Here is a 16,512-nt window from a genome sequence, read left to right on the forward strand (position 1 = left end):
CGCAGATTAGCTATGATGGTGAGAGTGGGAATACATAACGTCATCAAATCTTTCTTTATTCAACATTGCTGAACGGCACGGTTTCCACTTCTTTCATCATCATCCAGGCCAACCGGACCAGCCGCGCGCGGGGCAGGTGGTCTTCTGTGCCGGTAAGGCAGATACTGGCCCGGACCTCTCCTTTCTCCCGCCAGGGAATGGCAACCCCATGCGTGCCGGGGCGGTACCCCCCAAGGTCCAGCGCGTACCCTCTGGTGCGTACGGTCTCAATTCTTGCAAGAATATCGTCATTCGTTTGCGGCGTGCGGGTTGTGAGAACGCGTTTGCCCAGACCCGGAACAAAGGCCAGAAAAATCAGCCCTACTGCGGACCCTTCCAGTTTTTCCCGCTGCTGAACACCTGAAGAAACAGGATCAGGGTGGCCGGGTGCGGGCAGAATATCAAGATAGGTGGCTTCATCTCCGCTGGGCACGGCAAGCCACACCGTAGCATTGCTCTTGTGGGCAATGGTTTCCAGAACGGGGCGCAGGCGGCGGCGCAGAGTGTTGTCATCTCCGGCAATGCGGGCCAGATTCAGAATGCGGCCTCCCAGATGATAGCGCACATCACCGGGCCGTCGCTGCACATAGCCCAGGTGGGCCAGCGGTTGCAGAATGTTATGGGCTGTGGTTTTTCCTATTCCTGCAATGGCGGCAATCTGTTGCAGGCGTGCGCCCCCGCCTTCCTGTGCAATAATTTCCAGAATGGCAGCGGAACGCTCAATGGACTGGATGAGCTTTGGCGGCGCGCCCATTGCAGCAGGTCTCCTGGCAGGGAAAGGGGTATCTGTTCTCCTTACACCATAAAAAAAGCGCCCGGGCATTACCCGGACGCTTCTTGAACGTGAGAAAAACGGTCTGAAGATCAGGCGGGTTCAGCATCCTTTGCGGGAGCGGAGCCTGCCAGATAATCCATCAGCCTGCGGGAGAACGCATTGACATCCTTGGGGGGTTCTCCGCTCTGAATACTGGCGACATCCAACAGGATGTGGGCCAGATCCGTTATGGGCTCACCCGCTTTCACCTTCTCCGCCAGATTATGAACAACCGGGTGGGCCGGGTTCAGTTCCAGCACCGGTGTTACGGCCGGAAGAGATTGGCCGCTCCGCTGCATCAGTTTTTGCAGTTGCAGGTCCGGGCCGCCTTCTGGCGCAGTCAGCACCATGGCGCTGTTGACCAGCCGATCTGTGGCGCGCACGTCTGATACCGCATCGCCCAGTGCTGTTTTCAGTGCAGGCAAAAGGGTGTCCATATCGGCTTTTTCGGCGCTTGTTTCTTCAGGTGCGCCGAATTTTTCCAGATCATTCTGGCCCTGCGCCACGTTACGCAGTGCTTTGCCTTCATAGCTGGACAAACGGTCCGGCCAGAAGGAATCAACCGGGTCAGACAGCAGCAGAACTTCCACGCCACGCGCCTTGAAGCCTTCAATCTGCGGAGAAGCTGCCAATGTTTCCGCGTTATCGCCAGTCAGGTAATAAATGGCGTCCTGTTCTGGCTTCATGCGGCTGATATAATCATCAAGAGAGGTAAGCCCCTCCACCGCGCTGGAGCGGAACCGGCTGATGCCTGCAACTTCTGTACGGTGTGCGGCATCGTCCCACATGCCTTCCTTCAGCACAGGGCCAAAGTTTTCCCAGAAGGTGGCGTAGGCTTCAGCATCCTTGGCGCGGGTTTTCAGTTCGCCCATCACCTTGCTGGTCACAGCCTTGCGAATGCGCGCCAGAACAGGGGTGGCCTGTAGCATTTCACGCGATACATTCAAGGGCAGGTCTTCCGTATCCACCACACCCTGCACAAAGCGCAGCCATGGGGGCAGGATATCGGCTTCATCTGTAATGAACATCCGGCGCACATGTAGCTTTACGCGGCTCTCGCGCGTCTGCTCGGCAAATTCAAAGGGACGGCTGCCGGGAATAAACAGCAGGGCTGAAAATTCAAGCGTGCCTTCCGCGCGCCAGTGCAGCGTGTCCCACGGTGTATCAAAATTGTGGGTGATATGGCGGTAGAACTCGTTCAGTTGTTCTTCCGTTACTTCATTTTTGGGCTTGCGCCACAGGGCAGTGCCTTCATTGGCGGCTTCTTCCTTGCCGTCGCGAACAATGGAAACCGGCCATGCAATATGGTCAGACCATTTGCGGATAATGGCCTGCAAGCGCCAGCTATCCAGAAACTCGTCCGCATCGGTCTTGATGTGCAGGGTAATGTCGGTGCCCGCTTTTTCGCGCGTGGCAGGTTCAAGCGTGTAGGACCCCTTGCCGTCTGATGTCCAGCGCCAGGCTTCATCAGATCCCGTCCGGCGGGAGACCACATCGACCTTGTCCGCCACCATGAACGCAGCGTAGAAGCCCACGCCAAACTGGCCAATCAGGTTGGGCCGATCTTCCGGTTTTGCGTCCTGAAGCTGTTTGCCAAATGCGCGGGTGCCAGAGCGCGCAATGGTGCCAAGGTTGGAAACAAGCTCTTCCCGGGTCATGCCGGTGCCATCATCGCTGATGGTCAGAAGGCGGGCGTCCTTATCCGGGTTGATACGGATCTTGGCATCTTCCGGCAGGGCGCGTGCGCCGTCGGTCAGGGCTTCAAAACGTCGGCGGTCCGTGGCGTCAGCCGCGTTGGCCACCAGTTCACGCAGGAAGATTTCCCGCTCGGAATACAGGGAATGAACAACCAGATCGAGAAGCCGCCCGACTTCGGCGCTGAATTCCCGTGTTTCGCTGCCGGTTGCAGCCTTGGCTGTATCTGTCATCAGTCGTGGTCCTCGCAAATTTGCGTCGTCTGTTGCGTCACAAGCACGGCACCCTTCACCCGCAGGCCAAAGACTACCGCCTTCTGCATATGTTCAGGCGCTGTTTGCACAGCGCTCTAGGGAGATGTGATGAAAGGAAAACGTTTTCAATAGGTTCCGAGCCCGAAGGTTACGAATTTTTCAGAGACTCGGCACTGCATTTTCCTGTGCGGAAGAAGGACCATTCCTCACACATGCGGCCATCAGGCATGTGACAGATGCCATAAGCTCCTTTTGTTCCCTGTCGGATTTCAAGAGTGCCACCGGCCTTCTGGCAATGGACGGAGGCAGGGTTGGCCATGCCAATTACCGGCGTGCGGGATTTGACCTCGGGGCTGACAGCCTGCGCTGCCTGTGGGGGCGCTGAGGTGTTGGTCTGCTCGGTCGGGGTTGCCGTGGCGGGTGAGGGTGTCTGGCAGGCAGCCAAAGCGGAAAGGCATAGCCCCAGTGCGGCCCCGGTGCGAAGGCGGGAGAGGAACGAACCGGAAAACAAAGGGTGTCTCATGGAAGAATAATTCCTGAAATGGATGACTTTACCCTTCCTCTGTCGCACGCGTCAGCCGCCTGCGGAAGACGCTGGTGATGAAAGGTGGCGCCGGAAACAAAACCGAGAGAGAATGACAGAACGGTCTGAAAGGAGTTTCGTTCAGTGTGGCGTGCAGTCAAGTCAGTCCTTCAGGGCCTGGGTCAGCGGTTTTCCGGGAGAGGGCAGTCGTCCCGTTCTGCCAAGGCAGCGGAGACGCCTCAGGAAGGCCGGAAGAGTCTGGCAGTCTTCACCATGGTCTATAATGAGCATCAGATGCTGCCGGTATGGGCGCGCCATTATGTCAGGCAGGCGGGGGCGGGAAATGTGTATGTGCTGGATCATGGCAGCGATCATCTTCCTGACTTGCCGGGATGCCAGATCATCACACTGCCAAGAGATGAGCTGGATGAAATAGACCGTGCTGCTCAGGTGGCTGCATTTCAGAAGACCCTTCTTGAGCGCTACAAATTTGTTCTTTTTACAGACTGTGATGAACTTCTGGTGGCGCGTCCGTCTCACTATCTGTCCTTGCAGGATTATGTGGCGCACACCCCTCATAAAACCATCCGGTGCGTGGGGGTGGATGTCATGCAGCAGGAAGCCGGTTTGCCCCCTGTGCAGTGGGAGGCACCAATTCTGGCGCAGCGTCCTTATGGGGCCGTGCGGTCATGGTCTTGCAAAACGTTGCTGTCTTCCGTGCCGTTGGCGTGGAATCCGGGGTTCCATACCTGTCAGCAGCCGAGCGTGCTGGATACGGATTTATGGATGTTTCATCTGAAATACGCAGATCAGACCCATATGCTGGAGCGTCTGGCGTTGACCCGCCAGTTGAAATGGAGCGCACGGGCCCTTCAAACAGGGCATGGTGGCTCACATCGGGTTTCCAATCGCAGCATGATCCGTTTCTTGGAAGGATTTCAGGGCAAACGGCAGGAGGCCGATCTGGATAGTCTGGATCTACGCGCACTTGTTGAAACCGGAACTGAAAGTGCGCTGCATCGTATTCCGTCAGTTTTCCTCAAATCTGTTTAAAATAAAGAAGGGTTTATGTCATCGTTCGGCGGGAAAGGCTTTGCAGAAGCTGTGCCGTAAGGGTGGTCAATGTGTGTTGAAGGGTCTCAAAGCCCTGGTTTTTCGTGCGTGTTGCCTCGTCCATATACAGACCGCGCCGGATTTCTATTTGCAAGGCATGCAGCCCTTCACGTGGGCGTCCATAATGGCGGGTGATGTACCCTCCTGCATACGGGTTGTTGCGTGTGGTTTTGTAGCCAAGGTTTGTAAGCGTATCTTCCGCCGTAGTCACAAAGCGGCTGTCGCAGCTTGTGCCGTGGCCATCTCCCAACACAAAATCGGGTGATCCTGCTTCAGGCGCATCCGGCATGGAGTGTAGGTCCAGTAACAGGCAAATGCCATGCCGGGCGTGGGTCAGGCGCAGAGTTTCCGCCAGAGTTGCGTGATAAGGCATCCAGTAGTCACGGATGCGCAACGCCGCTTCCATGAACGGGATGCGGGTGTGATAAATTGGGCGGTTATCGGCCACAATACGCGGAATGGAACCCAACCCGGAAAGTCCCCGATGTGTGGCTTTGACAAAGCTGGGCACGGGTCCGTCAAACATGCGCGGATCAAGGTCCCACGCGGCCCGGTTTACATCACAAAACGCACGGGGGAAGGTGGCGGATAACAGGACCGGCCCCAACGCATGGGCGCCTGCCGCCAGTTCTTCCACATAACTGTCCTCCCCACTGCGCAGACGATGGAGCGGCTGACGGCTATTTTGCACAAAGGCTTCCGGGTAAAAACAGCCGGAATGGGGCGAGGCCAGCACCAGCGGCGTTTCCACAGCGCCCGAAACCAGCACAGGCGGCGGCGCGGCAACCCGGTCCGTTTCTGGGTGAGACGTGCCCTCACCGCCAGGAAAAACGCGATTCAGGCCACGTCGGATAAGCGTGTGGGCAATATTTTTCATTCGGGTATCATTGTGGGCTTGCGCTTTGAACGCAAGAAGGATAGAACGCGCCCACGGTTAAGGATGGGCGCATAGCTCAGCGGTAGAGCACTACCTTGACATGGTAGGGGTCACAGGTTCAATCCCTGTTGCGCCCACCATCTTTGACCGGCAGTTTTCTGCGGGTTTTGAGAATTTATTCCCTAAAAATTCTTCCATCATACATTTCCATAAATATGTGTATTTTCTCCCCGATTCTCACTTGTCACTGTGGAAAATCCGTGGAGCTTTCTAGGCCGCATTTCCTGCATCTGGCCCGATTCTCCACCACTCCTCAATCTGTTCTTTGTAAGCATCGGGCATAAGCTTGGTGTAGATCATCACGGTCTTGATGTCGCTCCAATCTCCATCGGCTTGGAGCCGGACAATGTCCCTATGCACGCAGTAGTGCCAAGACGCCCAAGTGTGACGTAGAGCATGCGGGGTGTAATCAGGCACAAACCATTCTTTTAGTTTCTCCTCCCCTTTAGGAATCCATTCCCTTACGCGGCCAGGCAGGCCCGCTCGGCGGCAAGCTCCAGACCAACCGCTTTTGATCTGGCCACCATATTGACGCCCGGAATCATGGTAACGTTCTCCAATCTCCGAACCTTTGCGGGTGGTTTTTACTGGTCGGAACACATGACCATCACGCCATTCAATTGTCGTGAGCCATTTTATTACAACTGGCGGCAGATCTACGTGGCGTTGCCTTCCCTGCTTTTGCCACACGATGGCGCGTGCGCCCCAGAGATCAACATCCTTCCATTCAAGGTCTAGGGCTTCGGACATCCGGCACCCAGTTCCTAGCAGGAACACGAATAGGGGTTGCAAGTGAGGAGCCGCGTTCTCCACAAGGCGTGTTGCTTCTTCGGGCCGTAAGAATTTTTTTGGTTTTGCTTTGATGGAAATCGGCGCGAAGGCTGGCCTGTCACACCATCCCTGCACTGCACCAAATTCCAGAACGGCCTGCAATGGCGTACGCACGGCACGCTTCTTAGTGGCGGCACTCGCGTTCTCTCCATCCTGCAGGATTGCTTCGTAAGCGCCCTTCAAAGACTGCTGATTAATATCTGTGAGCTTGCGTGTTCCAAAATATTTGAGGAGCCGCAGCAGGTAACGATTGGTGGCGGGTGATCTGGGTTTCTCGTCAATGTAAGCAGTCACAGCCTCCGCAAAGGTTATGACTGCACGCTTCCCATAAATTGTTTCGTTCCAGAGTTCCGCTTCGCGCTTGCGCCTGATTTCCTCTGCGAGCCTTCTGTCAGACGTTCCAGTGCTTTCGAATACGCTTTTGCCGGAGACAGTGCCGCGGAGATACAGGTTTTGCGATTTTGGTGTTTTGACGAGCTTGAGGGGCATTCTATGCTCTCAATGAGCCTTTCATAATCCTGAGCGGAAAAAAGATACTTTGCGCCCCATTTTCTATGCGTGGGGCCACCATTGTATTCGGGTGTTTCATGCAAATGCTTTACCAGCCTGGAGCGGCCTATTTTGCCTTTTAGGCGGCTAAGCACGTCCTTGATGGTCATAAGATCAGGCAGTGTTTCACCCATACTCCCCTCCCAGCTCAACGGGGTGCGCCAGTGCTGCTTCGATTTTCTCCTGTTTTGCAAGATGATTTGTCATGCGCCCGCTCCCAGGTAACGGGTTTCGCGGATCTGGCCTTTGTGGTCGGCCTGGACGCCGGAGTGCAGACGGGTGTTTTTGCCGTCCTTTATGCCGTCTAGCCAGGCATCGCCTGAATCGTCGCTGCTGAGGCCGGATCCGCGCTGTTGCATTGTGCGCAGGCGGGGAAATTTCTGTTTTGTGAAAAGGCTCGTCAGGCGCTTTTCCTTTTCAGACAGTTTTTCCTCAATGATGTTCTGGCCAACACCATACACCCATCCTTCACAGTTGGTGTCAGCCTTGGCGGCACGGCGTCCGGGGTTCCGCTCCTGGAGCATGATCACAAAGGAATATTCTGCCCGCTTGGAGCTGAGCAAGCGAGCCAGGACGGTCCAGCTATATGCCGAGATCTCTGCTTTTGACTTCGGGCCGAGCCAGATAATTGTGCTATCCGAGAAAATAGCCTTGCAGCCAAACGCTTTCTCGATGGTGCCAGTCAGCATGCCGCCATAAATTGGCAGGCGGTGACCAGGACGCATCAGGATAACCGGGCTTTCAACCGTGGCATAGTCCACCAGTTGCAGGTCATCTTCCGTGATTTCCAGTTCACGCATTAACGCCTGGGCTTTTGCCAGGGCAGCAGCAGCTTCATTCTCGTTGGCACTGCGGCTTAGAGAAAGCAGCTTCTTGAGCCGCTCCATCATCTTCTTTTTCTGGTCTTCGTTCATTTTCACATACCCAGTGCGCGGCGGTAGATACTGAGCAGGGTTTCCTGCTCCTCAATTTCTGCAGGTTCCTGTTTGCGCAGGCGGATGATCTGCCGGATGACTTTCACATCAAACCCGGCAGACTTGGCTTCTGTGTAGATATCCTTGATATCCCCAGCCAAAGCCTTGCGTTCTTCTTCCAGACGTTCAACGCGCTCAATAATGCTGCGCAGCCGATCAGCAGAGATCCCGCCAGTAACGCGGTCAGGATCGTTCTGGCCGTCGAAGTCTTCTTCTTCTTCAAACGTCATGCTGCGAGGCTCAACTGCTTGTGGCACATCGCAAATGCGATCTGCTCTTTGGCGATTGGGAATAGATTGCGCAGCGAAATTTCAAACAGGTCTCTGTCACCTGAATTGAAAGCGGCAATCATGTTTTCCAGATCGTTCATTTCCGGGTTTTCGTCAGTGACACTGAGGAGGCCCACCGCTTGCAATGCTGCCATTGCTTCTGTCCGCGGCTTGTCAGAAAGCGCCTCTGCCAGTTCAGATGTTGTGCATTCGTCCAGGTGGTCGGAAATATCGACATCAACATCCACATCAATGGTGACGGTGGTCATCACATCAACCCTTCAAAAAACCATGCCATGGGCACGCCTAGGGCATCGGCAAGCTGGAAGAGGGTGGCGGCCTTAATGGCATCGCGCCCTATCTCGTATTTCTGGATCTGCTGACCGCAGCGGCCGACGCGTTTGCCTAGGGCTGGCAGGCTCAGGCCGCGTTCCTGCCGTTTCTGGCGCAGGCGTCTTCCGATGTGGCGGTGCATCTTGAGTTCTGCGGCTTCATTGGGCCGGAAACGGCCTGTTGCTTCCTCCAGGTCGATCTGTCGGCCGTCATCAATGAGCGTGGCGCCACGTGGCGCAGGAGCGCCAAGGCGCAGAGCCTGAGCAGACACAAAGCCAAAGCGCGGACGAGCACGGTTAAGGGCAGGTGCATGGTGCGGTACCATCAGGACACGCCTTCCAGATAGAGGACTGCGGCCGTTACGCCATCTGCCCATTGGCCAAGCAGCCACCAGCCGGTATCCGTGCAGCAGATCAGCACGGTGCCCAGCGCGATAAAGGCAAGCGCGTTGGTGATCTCGCCCACTATGGTGCGGGATAGCCCGCGATAGGTGACCACAGCCTTGCCAGCCAGTGTTGCGGCCCAGATCAGGGCGCGTTCCGCACAGTGTGCAAGTGTATTTTCTGCGGCGCGGTCTGCCTGCACCTGCAGTGTGTTTGTCTGCGGCACCGTGTTCATGGCCGGGCTCCCACAAGCTTATCCGCTTCAAACACGCAGGCTTCTGCCTCCGTACGGAAATGGTTGGCCAGCCGCTGCCATATGGCGGCGCCACGCGGGTTGTTGCTGGCAGCACAGTTGCGGCGGTAATTCTCAAGGCGGTCAGACTCAATAAAGAGGGTATCTGCCTGCGCCCGGAGAATGCCTGCGGCACGAATGCGGGCCTGTATGTTGGGCAGGACAGGGACATGGGCGTTGTTTTGCGTGGTCGGGATCACAGCCAGACCTCCTCGATTACGGGATTATCGTAAAAATAACGGCCAATATTCACGGCTTCTGGCGGCAACTGGATGCGGATACCGACTAGTGTGTCTGCCTCAATCAGCAAGTCAGTTGCGGCGGCAGGTTCAGTAAGATGCATCCGGGCCACCCATTTGCCGGGGTGGTCAGACGTGATGGGCCGATAGACCACAAACATGGGGATAGCGCTCTGTGCAGCCCGGTAGGCCGCGCAGATATGCTGCTGGCGTTCCTGTTCGGGGGTCATGATTTTTCCAGCCAGAATCTGGCTTCAAAGCGCAGGTTGACGGTGTGGGGCAGGGTGCAACTGCCAATGTCAAAGTGCTGGCGCAGCGTGCTCAGATCGGTACGGATCTGATCAGCATCCGCCGTAGCCATCTGCTGCAACGCTAGAGGGCGGCACAGCCGGTGGCATTCCGTCAGAATTGTGCAGGCCAGATCAAACGCGCGTTTGTGGCTGTTGCGGGGCGCTACACGTGCAGCGATCTTTTCAATCAGCGCGTTGTCCTCGGCGCTGATGACGTGATTGCGCTTTGTGGGGGCGGCCTGCGTGTTCATGCAGCGCCTCCCATGTGGGAGAGCTGGTTGCCCAGCCCTCCCTTTTTTTCCATTCTCGGGTTGTCAAAAGACTCGAGGAGGAAAACTTTGTCTGGTGATTCAAAACCCAAGCCGCCACCGCCGCCACAAACACCCAATAAAAGTGTTTTAGGTGGTCTTATTCCAACAAAGGGCAGTGCTAACGGTAAAGAGTAACGACTGCCAGGAGAAGTGCGGATAGAATGGCTATGGGCGGTATGACAAGAAACCATATCCAGCCTATCCGCAAGCTTCTTACCATTTTGCGGATGGTTGCATCGTTTTCCTGTCTGGCATTTTCCAGACCAAGAACCGTTGAATGCAGCATCTCTTCTTGGGTTTCTATGCCTTTTGTGAAGAGTATGCCTTCTGGCTGTAGCCCTTCGAAGTTCCATTCCATAAGAGGAAGAACTTTGATGAGGTAGAGCGTTGAAATAGAAGCCGGGATAAGAACGCTTACCCCAAATACCAGCCAATATAAGGTTTCCGAGTTGTGCAGGCCCTTGGACATATTGGCCCCAACCAGTGCCAAAGCTCCCAATAGTTCGGCACTGATCCAGCCTAGTGTTGTTGTTGCGCGTCCCTGCACCCAAGCAAGTTGCGTTTGCTGGGCAGTAACGCATTTCTCTGCTTGCCTTAGCGCTTCCTGAAAGCGCCAAAGGCTGCCGTTTTCTGGTTGCTGCACCATAAATTCCACCTATCCTTGATACCGCCATATTAACTGGCATGACGGCATGCACAATTCTTCCATTCTGTTTTGATGCCAGGTGAGACCGGGGCTGTGTAGAAGGCTGGATATTCATCCTTATTGGCTCCCATGCGGGAGAGTCAGTTGCCTGACCTTCCCTCTTTCCCTCATTCTGAAGATGTCTGGTCATCAGAAGGAGAAACCTATGACAAAAGAATTACCTCGAGATATCGAATGCGCTCTTATTCAGGCCGCTGGCGCACTGACACGCACGTATCATCGAAACAAAGCGATGACGGCAGCAGAAAAAGATATTGAGGGGCTCGAAAATGACCTTAATATTCCAGACCAAGAACTTGGAAGGCGCGTATCAGAAGCAAGAAACCGCCATAACACTCTTGAATCTATACTTGAAAGTTATGGTGAAGTTCTTGAGGGATTACGCGCCAAGTTCAAAGATGGAACGTTTTCCATAGAGTGAATTAAGCACCCCCTCTGGCAAGGGCTCTATTTCTGCGTACTTCGCGCATGATATCCTTGTTAGAGGGTTCCATATCTTGTTCCGCCACTTCCTGTGATAGCGTAGGTATTCCTGCATTCTTGCGGATTTCAGCAATAGATGCCGTAATCAGAATCTCCACCCGCTGGCGGATCTTCAGCAGGCTTTCTGCTGTCACATCAGACTTGATGAAAAAATCGGTCAAACCTCTGGCGACATCGAGCGCAGTCTTTTTGCGGCAGGTTTTAACGAAATCATGTGATTTAGATACAGCGATTATGCCGCTTTCCGCTTCCTGCTGAATGGAATAGGGCACACGCACTACGGGGTTTCCGTAGGTGTCTGATGTTTCGACCAGAACGAAGTTTTCACCGTCCTGTTCGATCTTGTAGCTACGCTTGGTTGTCACCGCTTTTCTCCATCACGGGTTGTGATGGGACATAAATGACCTACATTGAGCGTGAATGCAAGGACAAAAATGTCCTACTCGGGACGGAAATGTCCTATGCGTTTTTTAACGGTTGTTCAGAATGTGGCTATGGTGGGAACTTGATACACAGCAACAACAAGCCCCTTGATGATCACATCTGGGACACCCCATCCGTCTCCGTCTTCCCATCCGCCATTGTCGACCTCAATAGGAGCTTGGAAGTTTGGATCCGTGCTTTTTGGCCAAAGGAATATTCTACCATCGTCCCGGATCTGTACGGCCTTGACCGTAGCCTCAAAGCAGTCGCTACCTGGCGAGCGGCGTTCAGCCACCACATATTCGCCATGCCGGGGCGGTCGCGCAAGATCATAGAAGTTGATTACAATTACGATTGTACCTTCAGGGAAAACGCGGTTCATACTATCACCGACCACCTTCAGCCCATACCGGGGAAGGCCGGGGTAATCTCCGACGTTCGGGATTGAAATGGCGTAGCGCTCTGCGAAGGGCACTTCAAGCGCATCTTGCCACACACCTGCCTGCACCTTGCCTATAACAGGCACCCTCAAAAGCGGCATAGGTTCAGCCGCAGAGAAAGATTGCTCGCCAACAATCTCGGCTACAGACACCCCTAGAACGCTTGCAATACGCTCAAGAGTCGACATGCGCGGGCTTACGGATGACCCGTATATGATATGCTTTACGCCCGATTCACTTAAACCTGCATCCAAGCTGACTTTTCGCATGCTTGTTCCCTTGTCTTTTATAAGACGCAGGAGGCGTGTTCCTAAGATGGTGGTGGGTGCCTTCATAGGACAATTATGCCTCACACCTGCTTAAAGCGCATGGGACAAGAATGTTCTTGCTGGCGCGGCAGAAATAGGACATATATGTCCTATGACGTACCGCGAACGCTTGCTTGTAGAGATTGATACCTATTGTGCAGAGACTGCGACGTCTGAGCGTGCCTTCAGTCTTGCTGCAACAGGAAACCCAAAATTCCTTAGCAGACTTCGAGCAGGAAACGTGACGCTGCGCACTTTCCAAGCTGCCTACGATTACCTGCATGAGAAGAAATCAGAAATGGGAAAAGGAATTGCGGCATGACATCTCATGAGGAAAATCATGCCGCAAGGTCTGAAGCCTGTCAGCCGAACGGTGTTCGGGCTGAGATGCATGCGGCTTTGCAAGAGGTCCTTGCCCAAGAGCGGAAGCTTGCGGCTAAACGCGCCCTGGATTTCTGGAGCCAGAAATTCTGCGGTGAAGAGTGGCTTGAATTCCAGAACCTGACTTCAGATGAAGCTGACGCTGTTATTCAGGCTGTGGTTGAGCGATTAAACGGTATGATCCGCTCTTCCCGCGTTTCAGGTGTTATTCTTATGCAGGAAGGCGGATACTCTAAGATAGAAATACTGTTTCGGGACTATAAAACGCCGTCAGTTTCAGGTGTTTCCTGATGCATAACTTTTATTATTCAGCGCGGAACAAATCAAGGATAGCAGTTTTACCTGCTTCCAGAGTGTTTTTCGCTGAGAGTGAGATCTCTTTAAATCCGCCATCTTCATGGGCTGGATACACTGCGGTCAGAACGAAGGAGATGCCGGTTTTCTTACATTTAAAGGGAATTTTGGCTTTTAGTTTGCCGTCTTTACGGATCTTTACAGACTGTAATTTGACGCCTTCAGTCATATTCGAATCTCCAGTTGTGTTTTTCGACAATCACACATTGGACGATGGCGGGCGGTGCGGCAACGTACCGCCCAATGCCGCTGATGCGAAAAGGTCTGAAAAACAATCAGGAGTTGCGGCATGAGCGGCCATAATGGGACCAACCATGCCGCAGGGCCTGAAGCCTGTCATCTGAACGGTGTTCGGGTTGTTTATGTGGGCCTAGTGTTAGCCAGCAGTGCCTTTATCTGCACTGCCCGCATCATTCGTGAACAGCGCAGATACCGTGCCGTTGTTTTGTGCCAAGATGAGCATTCCGCTTCTTACGAAGAATGGAAGCACAAAATAAACACGGTAGAAGGCTTGCTAAAGCCTACCTCAAATAGTTTTGGGAGGGTTCGTGGGCGGCTGCATAGGTTTGTACCTTGCATCTGTTCTGCGGCCATCCACTGCCTGAGCAATTTCCGAAACAAGATTAAGGGCTTCATCCTTGGTTTTTACGTCTGTGCTGTAGGCATTGTAAAACCGAGCAATAAGGCCTTCGCGCGTAATCTGGTCTTCTGGATGCGCAATAAAATCGGGTTTCATAAAGAATCGTCTCCATTCATGTTTGGTTCCAAGCGCATGATGGACGATGGCGGGCGGTGCGGCAACGTACCGCCCAATGCCGCTGCCAGCAAAGGAACTGCCCCAAACAGACCAAGGTGTTTTCAAAAATGAAAACACTTAGAAGCTTTTTTCCTTCTAGCATTCTTTCCGAGGATACATGACGGCTCCGTTTTCCGCCCGTTTCCTCGCAGCTATCAAGACGGCAACCAAAACGGCCGTTCAGGCTGTAGGGGACTTTCGTTCTGCTGCAGGATTCACCCGCGTGCAGGAAACGCAACTGCATGCTTATACCAGCCGCAACCAGCCCAGCGTGGTGCCGCTGGATGTGGCGATAGATCTTGATCATTGTGCAGAAAAGCCAATCCACCTGATGGAAATGGCACATGCACTGGGCTTTGTTGTTATCCCGTTGCATGTCGGCCCAGGTGATTTTGGCCAGGACATGAGCGAATTTGCCCGTACGTCTGGAGATGTGCTTGGCACGGCAGTGCGTATCCTTGAGGACGGCCGCATAGATCCGCATGAGGCGCGTGAGATCGCGCCCAAACTGATGCAGGGCAAGCATATTCTTGAACGCGCCCTGGCGCGCGTGCATCGGGTGCAGAAAGACAACCAGCCTTACATAGTCTCTGATAGAGAGGCCGCTCATGGCTGAGGAATTGCTGACACTGCAACAAGTGTTTTCAGAACTGAATACACAGGTGGCGCGCGCTGGCGGAAACAACGCCTTTGCCCGCCTCCATGGCCGGAACAAGGGCACAGTTTCCAACTGGACCAATTGCAACCGGGAGGTAAGTGACGCTTGCCTGGAAGCATTGGGCCTGGAACGTGTTGAAATGTTCCGCCGCAAGAAACCCATTACGCCTGGGAGGGTAAAAAATGGCTAGTGCCATGATACGCCCAGATGTGGCTGAATTTGATCTGGACGCTGTTACGCCGTTCAAAATGTTGCGCTCAATGTCACCTGCGTTGCGGGGGATCGTGACAAATCTGCATGATGCGCTCAAGGAGTTGCGGGCGTGTGTTTTCCGGGCAGGCTGCCTTGTGCTGACAGACGAGCAGATAGCGCGGCAGGCATGGATAGAGTTCTCAGATCTTGAGTGGGCGCTGCCTGAGATTATCAAGGCGGGGTTTATGGCGCGCGATGATCAAGGCGCTCTGTTCAGCCCGCATTTATACGGTCGGTTGCTGCGCAAGGAAGATCGGGAAGCGCGCAAGGCTCAGGCAGATCTAGCCTGGCAGCATGTGCAAGAAACAGGTGATCTACCACCGGGGCTTACACGCAAGCAGATATCAGCACGCATGAACGGGATGAAGGGCGGCCGGTGCCGCAAGGGTGAGAGCCCGGAAGAACGTGATGCGCGCCGCGCCCGTGAAATTGCTGCGCAACAGGCTCAGCGGAACATGCCGCTCATGGGCGTGGTTGCTGGCGGGAAAACCGAAACCCAAAACCCAAACAAAAAACCCAATGGGTTTTCGGTTTCAGAAAATTCGGTTTCTTCGGTTTCCATAGATCTAGAAGCAGAGAGAGATACATATATTCCTTCTGGTTCTATTTCTGGGGAAACCGAAAACCCAAAACCGGAGATCCCAGAAGCTCTGGTCAAGCAGACTGCGGCAAAGATCCTCACCGCATCGGGCTTTGGGGATGATCAGGTCGGGTATGCTGTGTCATTCGCCAAAAGGTGGCTGGGCATAGGGGCAACGCCGGATTGCATTGTTGCTGCTATTCGGGCGCACAAGAGCACGATGGCCAAGAATGGCGAAACACCCAGACGCCTGAAGGTGTTTGAGGCAGCGGTGTTGCGGGCCATTGAAGCCCAAGGCGTTGTGGAACAGGCTGCATCTGATGCGCCGGAACAGCGTGCTCTTACGGCTCAGGAGCAGGAGTTTGAGGATAACTGGGCGCGGGCAAGCCAGTTATGGAAGACGGCATTTACGGAAAACCGGGATTTTGGTGCCGTTACCAGGCAATGGCCAACTCTTGCTCAGGAAAATGGTCTGCCAGATATTCCATTCAGCCGAGACGCCTACCGGGCTTACTATTTCCCGCCACCAGAGGCCGCATGATCAGGCAGAAAATTGTGCAGTTTTTGCGCACCCAGCGAATGGAACAAAAAAAGCGGCGCGCCAATGCCGAATTGGAAGCCAGCATGGCGCACCGCTTAAATTTACGCCCACAACCCCGTGACGCCAGAGGACGGTATACGCGAACAGGCGGTAGGGCAAGATGCGAGAGATTAAAGCAACAGCAGAACGTTTAGAAAAAAGTGATGTCACGACTGTAGAAGTGACATTTGATAAAAGGTCAAAACCGCACATGTGCAGCCGTGTGGGGGCAGTTTATGCTCTGCATGCGGCCAGAAGTATTTCTGATGCGCAGCTAGGGGCAGCGGAAGATTGGGCTCGTGATTATGAAACTGGGATTTTAGGCGGGAAGGATCCGGAAGCATCCAAGCAGAGTGGGTGTCCGGATGCAGAATATGCCATTCTTTCGCGCATAGCCGCAGCAGATCGGTGCCGCTATATCCGTAAGTCTCTCGGGGCTTTTAGTGAGACTTTGCTGATCAGAGTTATGATCGACGGATTGTCTTTAAACAACATGGCAATGGCAATCCATCCTCCGGAAGTAGATGACGAGGGTCGCCCTAAAAAGCCAGTAGCTACACGATATGATAAACTCCGTGTGGCAGGCATGTTGGACCTACTGCTGGTTCAGTTAGCGGAGGCTTATACCAACATGCCGGAGAATCTCTTCGCAGATTGGTCTGCAGTGCCATCTGGAGTTTAGCCGAGGTCTGTTTACAATATGAT

Annotated in this window: 27 protein-coding genes, 1 tRNA gene and 1 pseudogene; 10 read left to right on the forward strand and 19 right to left on the reverse strand. The window is 54.2% G+C overall.

From position 1 onward, the window contains the following. Positions 1-55 precede the first annotated feature (55 nt). The 3 genes from ASN_RS08595 to ASN_RS20165 form a co-directional block, all read right to left on the reverse strand. On the reverse strand, positions 56-793 hold the full coding sequence (locus ASN_RS08595) for an IclR family transcriptional regulator (protein WP_058987910.1): 738 nt from the start codon (positions 791-793) through the stop codon (positions 56-58). Between the two features lie 110 nt (positions 794-903). Next, positions 904-2,781 carry a molecular chaperone HtpG gene (gene htpG, locus ASN_RS08600; RefSeq protein WP_058987911.1) on the reverse strand — a complete coding sequence of 626 codons (1,878 nt, stop codon included), beginning with the start codon at positions 2,779-2,781 and terminating at the stop codon, positions 904-906. A 169-nt stretch (positions 2,782-2,950) separates the two neighbouring features. Then, positions 2,951-3,325: a putative hemolysin gene (locus ASN_RS20165; protein WP_058987912.1), complete on the reverse strand. Its 375-nt coding sequence runs from the start codon at positions 3,323-3,325 to the stop codon at positions 2,951-2,953. 273 nt (positions 3,326-3,598) lie between these two features. On the opposite strand from ASN_RS20165, the gene ASN_RS08610 reads away from it, so the two are divergent. After that, on the forward strand, positions 3,599-4,378 hold the full coding sequence (locus ASN_RS08610; protein WP_157765156.1) for a glycosyltransferase family 2 protein: 780 nt from the start codon (positions 3,599-3,601) through the stop codon (positions 4,376-4,378). A 13-nt stretch (positions 4,379-4,391) separates the two neighbouring features. Here the strand turns inward: ASN_RS08610 and ASN_RS08615 are convergent, their stop codons facing one another. Next, the gene (locus ASN_RS08615; RefSeq protein ID WP_058987914.1) at positions 4,392-5,315 is read right to left on the reverse strand and encodes an N-formylglutamate amidohydrolase; all 924 of its coding nucleotides are present in this window, start codon (positions 5,313-5,315) and stop codon (positions 4,392-4,394) included. A 65-nt stretch (positions 5,316-5,380) separates the two neighbouring features. Here ASN_RS08615 and ASN_RS08620 point away from each other — a divergent pair. Further along, positions 5,381-5,455, forward strand: a tRNA-Val gene (locus ASN_RS08620). Between the two features lie 130 nt (positions 5,456-5,585). On the opposite strand, the gene ASN_RS08625 is transcribed toward ASN_RS08620, so the two are convergent. The 11 genes from ASN_RS08625 to ASN_RS08670 form a co-directional block, all read right to left on the reverse strand. Beyond that, complete coding sequence (locus tag ASN_RS08625; protein ID WP_231948455.1) at positions 5,586-6,500, reverse strand: tyrosine-type recombinase/integrase; 915 nt, start codon at positions 6,498-6,500, stop codon at positions 5,586-5,588. A 14-nt stretch (positions 6,501-6,514) separates the two neighbouring features. Next, the gene (locus ASN_RS20170) at positions 6,515-6,889 is read right to left on the reverse strand and encodes a hypothetical protein (protein ID WP_231948461.1); all 375 of its coding nucleotides are present in this window, start codon (positions 6,887-6,889) and stop codon (positions 6,515-6,517) included. 69 nt (positions 6,890-6,958) lie between these two features. After that, on the reverse strand, positions 6,959-7,669 hold the full coding sequence (locus tag ASN_RS08630; protein WP_058987916.1) for a DUF7168 domain-containing protein: 711 nt from the start codon (positions 7,667-7,669) through the stop codon (positions 6,959-6,961). A gap of 2 nt (positions 7,670-7,671) precedes the next feature. After that, positions 7,672-7,959 carry a DUF2312 domain-containing protein gene (locus ASN_RS08635; protein WP_058987917.1) on the reverse strand — a complete coding sequence of 96 codons (288 nt, stop codon included), beginning with the start codon at positions 7,957-7,959 and terminating at the stop codon, positions 7,672-7,674. After that, positions 7,956-8,267, reverse strand: a complete 312-nt coding sequence (locus tag ASN_RS08640; RefSeq protein WP_058987918.1) for a hypothetical protein — start codon at positions 8,265-8,267, stop codon at positions 7,956-7,958. The genes ASN_RS08635 and ASN_RS08640 overlap by 4 nt, the downstream gene beginning before the upstream one ends. Further along, positions 8,267-8,656 carry a helix-turn-helix domain-containing protein gene (locus ASN_RS20060; protein ID WP_058987919.1) on the reverse strand — a complete coding sequence of 130 codons (390 nt, stop codon included), beginning with the start codon at positions 8,654-8,656 and terminating at the stop codon, positions 8,267-8,269. The genes ASN_RS08640 and ASN_RS20060 overlap by 1 nt, the downstream gene beginning before the upstream one ends. Continuing rightward, positions 8,656-8,949, reverse strand: a complete 294-nt coding sequence (locus ASN_RS08650) for a hypothetical protein (protein WP_058987920.1) — start codon at positions 8,947-8,949, stop codon at positions 8,656-8,658. Before ASN_RS08650 ends, ASN_RS20060 begins: the two co-directional genes overlap by 1 nt. Beyond that, a complete protein-coding gene (locus ASN_RS08655) occupies positions 8,946-9,206 on the reverse strand; it encodes a hypothetical protein (RefSeq protein WP_231948469.1) in 261 nt (86 codons plus the stop codon). The genes ASN_RS08650 and ASN_RS08655 overlap by 4 nt, the downstream gene beginning before the upstream one ends. Beyond that, positions 9,203-9,475, reverse strand: a complete 273-nt coding sequence (locus tag ASN_RS08660; protein WP_058987921.1) for a hypothetical protein — start codon at positions 9,473-9,475, stop codon at positions 9,203-9,205. Before ASN_RS08660 ends, ASN_RS08655 begins: the two co-directional genes overlap by 4 nt. After that, positions 9,472-9,786 carry a hypothetical protein gene (locus tag ASN_RS08665; RefSeq protein WP_058987922.1) on the reverse strand — a complete coding sequence of 105 codons (315 nt, stop codon included), beginning with the start codon at positions 9,784-9,786 and terminating at the stop codon, positions 9,472-9,474. The genes ASN_RS08660 and ASN_RS08665 overlap by 4 nt, the downstream gene beginning before the upstream one ends. Positions 9,787-9,964: 178 nt before the next feature. Continuing rightward, on the reverse strand, positions 9,965-10,492 hold the full coding sequence (locus ASN_RS08670; protein ID WP_058987923.1) for a hypothetical protein: 528 nt from the start codon (positions 10,490-10,492) through the stop codon (positions 9,965-9,967). A 205-nt stretch (positions 10,493-10,697) separates the two neighbouring features. Between ASN_RS08670 and ASN_RS08675 the strand changes: the two genes are divergently transcribed. Further along, complete coding sequence (locus ASN_RS08675; protein WP_058987924.1) at positions 10,698-10,973, forward strand: hypothetical protein; 276 nt, start codon at positions 10,698-10,700, stop codon at positions 10,971-10,973. Position 10,974: 1 nt separating this feature from the next. Here ASN_RS08675 and ASN_RS08680 read toward each other — a convergent pair whose 3' ends face one another. The 3 genes and pseudogenes from ASN_RS08680 to ASN_RS20530 all read right to left on the reverse strand — a co-directional run. Further along, on the reverse strand, positions 10,975-11,400 hold the full coding sequence (locus ASN_RS08680) for a hypothetical protein (RefSeq protein WP_058987925.1): 426 nt from the start codon (positions 11,398-11,400) through the stop codon (positions 10,975-10,977). Between the two features lie 116 nt (positions 11,401-11,516). Further along, a complete protein-coding gene (locus tag ASN_RS08685; RefSeq protein WP_231948471.1) occupies positions 11,517-12,086 on the reverse strand; it encodes a LexA family protein in 570 nt (189 codons plus the stop codon). Positions 12,087-12,089: 3 nt separating this feature from the next. Beyond that, positions 12,090-12,233, reverse strand: a pseudogene (locus tag ASN_RS20530) (hypothetical protein); the annotation flags it as partial. Positions 12,234-12,318: 85 nt separating this feature from the next. On the opposite strand from ASN_RS20530, the gene ASN_RS08690 reads away from it, so the two are divergent. Together ASN_RS08690 and ASN_RS08695 are read left to right on the forward strand one after the other, a co-directional pair. Next, positions 12,319-12,528, forward strand: a complete 210-nt coding sequence (locus ASN_RS08690) for a hypothetical protein (protein ID WP_058987927.1) — start codon at positions 12,319-12,321, stop codon at positions 12,526-12,528. Then, entirely contained in the window at positions 12,525-12,878 is a 354-nt protein-coding gene (locus ASN_RS08695) for a hypothetical protein (RefSeq protein WP_058987928.1), read from the forward strand. The genes ASN_RS08690 and ASN_RS08695 overlap by 4 nt, the downstream gene beginning before the upstream one ends. Before the next feature lie 13 nt (positions 12,879-12,891). Here ASN_RS08695 and ASN_RS08700 read toward each other — a convergent pair whose 3' ends face one another. Next, the gene (locus ASN_RS08700) at positions 12,892-13,110 is read right to left on the reverse strand and encodes a hypothetical protein (protein ID WP_058987929.1); all 219 of its coding nucleotides are present in this window, start codon (positions 13,108-13,110) and stop codon (positions 12,892-12,894) included. A 120-nt stretch (positions 13,111-13,230) separates the two neighbouring features. Here ASN_RS08700 and ASN_RS19630 point away from each other — a divergent pair, with 120 nt between their 5' ends. From ASN_RS19630 to ASN_RS08725, 5 genes are all read left to right on the forward strand, one after another. Beyond that, positions 13,231-13,809, forward strand: a complete 579-nt coding sequence (locus tag ASN_RS19630) for a hypothetical protein (RefSeq protein WP_157765157.1) — start codon at positions 13,231-13,233, stop codon at positions 13,807-13,809. Positions 13,810-13,855: 46 nt separating this feature from the next. Beyond that, complete coding sequence (locus ASN_RS08710; protein WP_058987931.1) at positions 13,856-14,353, forward strand: hypothetical protein; 498 nt, start codon at positions 13,856-13,858, stop codon at positions 14,351-14,353. After that, positions 14,346-14,585 (forward strand): hypothetical protein, encoded by a 240-nt coding sequence (locus ASN_RS08715; RefSeq protein ID WP_058987932.1) that lies wholly within the window; start codon positions 14,346-14,348, stop codon positions 14,583-14,585. Before ASN_RS08710 ends, ASN_RS08715 begins: the two co-directional genes overlap by 8 nt. Then, on the forward strand, positions 14,578-15,768 hold the full coding sequence (locus tag ASN_RS08720; RefSeq protein ID WP_058987933.1) for a hypothetical protein: 1,191 nt from the start codon (positions 14,578-14,580) through the stop codon (positions 15,766-15,768). Before ASN_RS08715 ends, ASN_RS08720 begins: the two co-directional genes overlap by 8 nt. Before the next feature lie 160 nt (positions 15,769-15,928). Beyond that, positions 15,929-16,489, forward strand: a complete 561-nt coding sequence (locus tag ASN_RS08725) for a hypothetical protein (RefSeq protein ID WP_058987934.1) — start codon at positions 15,929-15,931, stop codon at positions 16,487-16,489. The last annotated feature ends 23 nt before the right edge of the window (positions 16,490-16,512 follow it).

The organism is Acetobacter senegalensis (genome assembly GCF_001499615.1).
Classification (GTDB): Bacteria; Pseudomonadota; Alphaproteobacteria; order Acetobacterales; family Acetobacteraceae; genus Acetobacter; species Acetobacter senegalensis.

Bases quoted from the DNA above. Each gene is read 5' to 3' on its own strand.
- ASN_RS08670 (WP_058987923.1), bottom strand. From the start codon at position 10,492: ATGGTGCAGCAACCAGAAAACGGCAGCCTTTGGCGCTTTCAGGAAGCG.
- ASN_RS08715 (WP_058987932.1), top strand. From the start codon at position 14,346: ATGGCTGAGGAATTGCTGACACTGCAACAAGTGTTTTCAGAACTGAAT.
- ASN_RS08665 (WP_058987922.1), bottom strand. From the start codon at position 9,786: ATGAACACGCAGGCCGCCCCCACAAAGCGCAATCACGTCATCAGCGCC.
- ASN_RS08595 (WP_058987910.1), bottom strand. From the start codon at position 793: ATGGGCGCGCCGCCAAAGCTCATCCAGTCCATTGAGCGTTCCGCTGCC.
- ASN_RS20170 (WP_231948461.1), bottom strand. From the start codon at position 6,889: ATGGGTGAAACACTGCCTGATCTTATGACCATCAAGGACGTGCTTAGC.
- ASN_RS08720 (WP_058987933.1), top strand. From the start codon at position 14,578: ATGGCTAGTGCCATGATACGCCCAGATGTGGCTGAATTTGATCTGGAC.
- ASN_RS08690 (WP_058987927.1), top strand. From the start codon at position 12,319: ATGACGTACCGCGAACGCTTGCTTGTAGAGATTGATACCTATTGTGCA.
- ASN_RS08640 (WP_058987918.1), bottom strand. From the start codon at position 8,267: ATGACCACCGTCACCATTGATGTGGATGTTGATGTCGATATTTCCGAC.
- ASN_RS20165 (WP_058987912.1), bottom strand. From the start codon at position 3,325: ATGAGACACCCTTTGTTTTCCGGTTCGTTCCTCTCCCGCCTTCGCACC.
- ASN_RS08635 (WP_058987917.1), bottom strand. From the start codon at position 7,959: ATGACGTTTGAAGAAGAAGAAGACTTCGACGGCCAGAACGATCCTGAC.
- ASN_RS20060 (WP_058987919.1), bottom strand. From the start codon at position 8,656: ATGGTACCGCACCATGCACCTGCCCTTAACCGTGCTCGTCCGCGCTTT.
- htpG (WP_058987911.1), bottom strand. From the start codon at position 2,781: ATGACAGATACAGCCAAGGCTGCAACCGGCAGCGAAACACGGGAATTC.
- ASN_RS08630 (WP_058987916.1), bottom strand. From the start codon at position 7,669: ATGAACGAAGACCAGAAAAAGAAGATGATGGAGCGGCTCAAGAAGCTG.
- ASN_RS08710 (WP_058987931.1), top strand. From the start codon at position 13,856: ATGACGGCTCCGTTTTCCGCCCGTTTCCTCGCAGCTATCAAGACGGCA.
- ASN_RS19630 (WP_157765157.1), top strand. From the start codon at position 13,231: ATGAGCGGCCATAATGGGACCAACCATGCCGCAGGGCCTGAAGCCTGT.
- ASN_RS08610 (WP_157765156.1), top strand. From the start codon at position 3,599: ATGGTCTATAATGAGCATCAGATGCTGCCGGTATGGGCGCGCCATTAT.
- ASN_RS08685 (WP_231948471.1), bottom strand. From the start codon at position 12,086: ATGTCGACTCTTGAGCGTATTGCAAGCGTTCTAGGGGTGTCTGTAGCC.
- ASN_RS08615 (WP_058987914.1), bottom strand. From the start codon at position 5,315: ATGAAAAATATTGCCCACACGCTTATCCGACGTGGCCTGAATCGCGTT.
- ASN_RS08725 (WP_058987934.1), top strand. From the start codon at position 15,929: ATGCGAGAGATTAAAGCAACAGCAGAACGTTTAGAAAAAAGTGATGTC.
- ASN_RS08660 (WP_058987921.1), bottom strand. From the start codon at position 9,475: ATGACCCCCGAACAGGAACGCCAGCAGCATATCTGCGCGGCCTACCGG.
- ASN_RS08700 (WP_058987929.1), bottom strand. From the start codon at position 13,110: ATGACTGAAGGCGTCAAATTACAGTCTGTAAAGATCCGTAAAGACGGC.
- ASN_RS08675 (WP_058987924.1), top strand. From the start codon at position 10,698: ATGACAAAAGAATTACCTCGAGATATCGAATGCGCTCTTATTCAGGCC.
- ASN_RS08650 (WP_058987920.1), bottom strand. From the start codon at position 8,949: ATGAACACGGTGCCGCAGACAAACACACTGCAGGTGCAGGCAGACCGC.
- ASN_RS08695 (WP_058987928.1), top strand. From the start codon at position 12,525: ATGACATCTCATGAGGAAAATCATGCCGCAAGGTCTGAAGCCTGTCAG.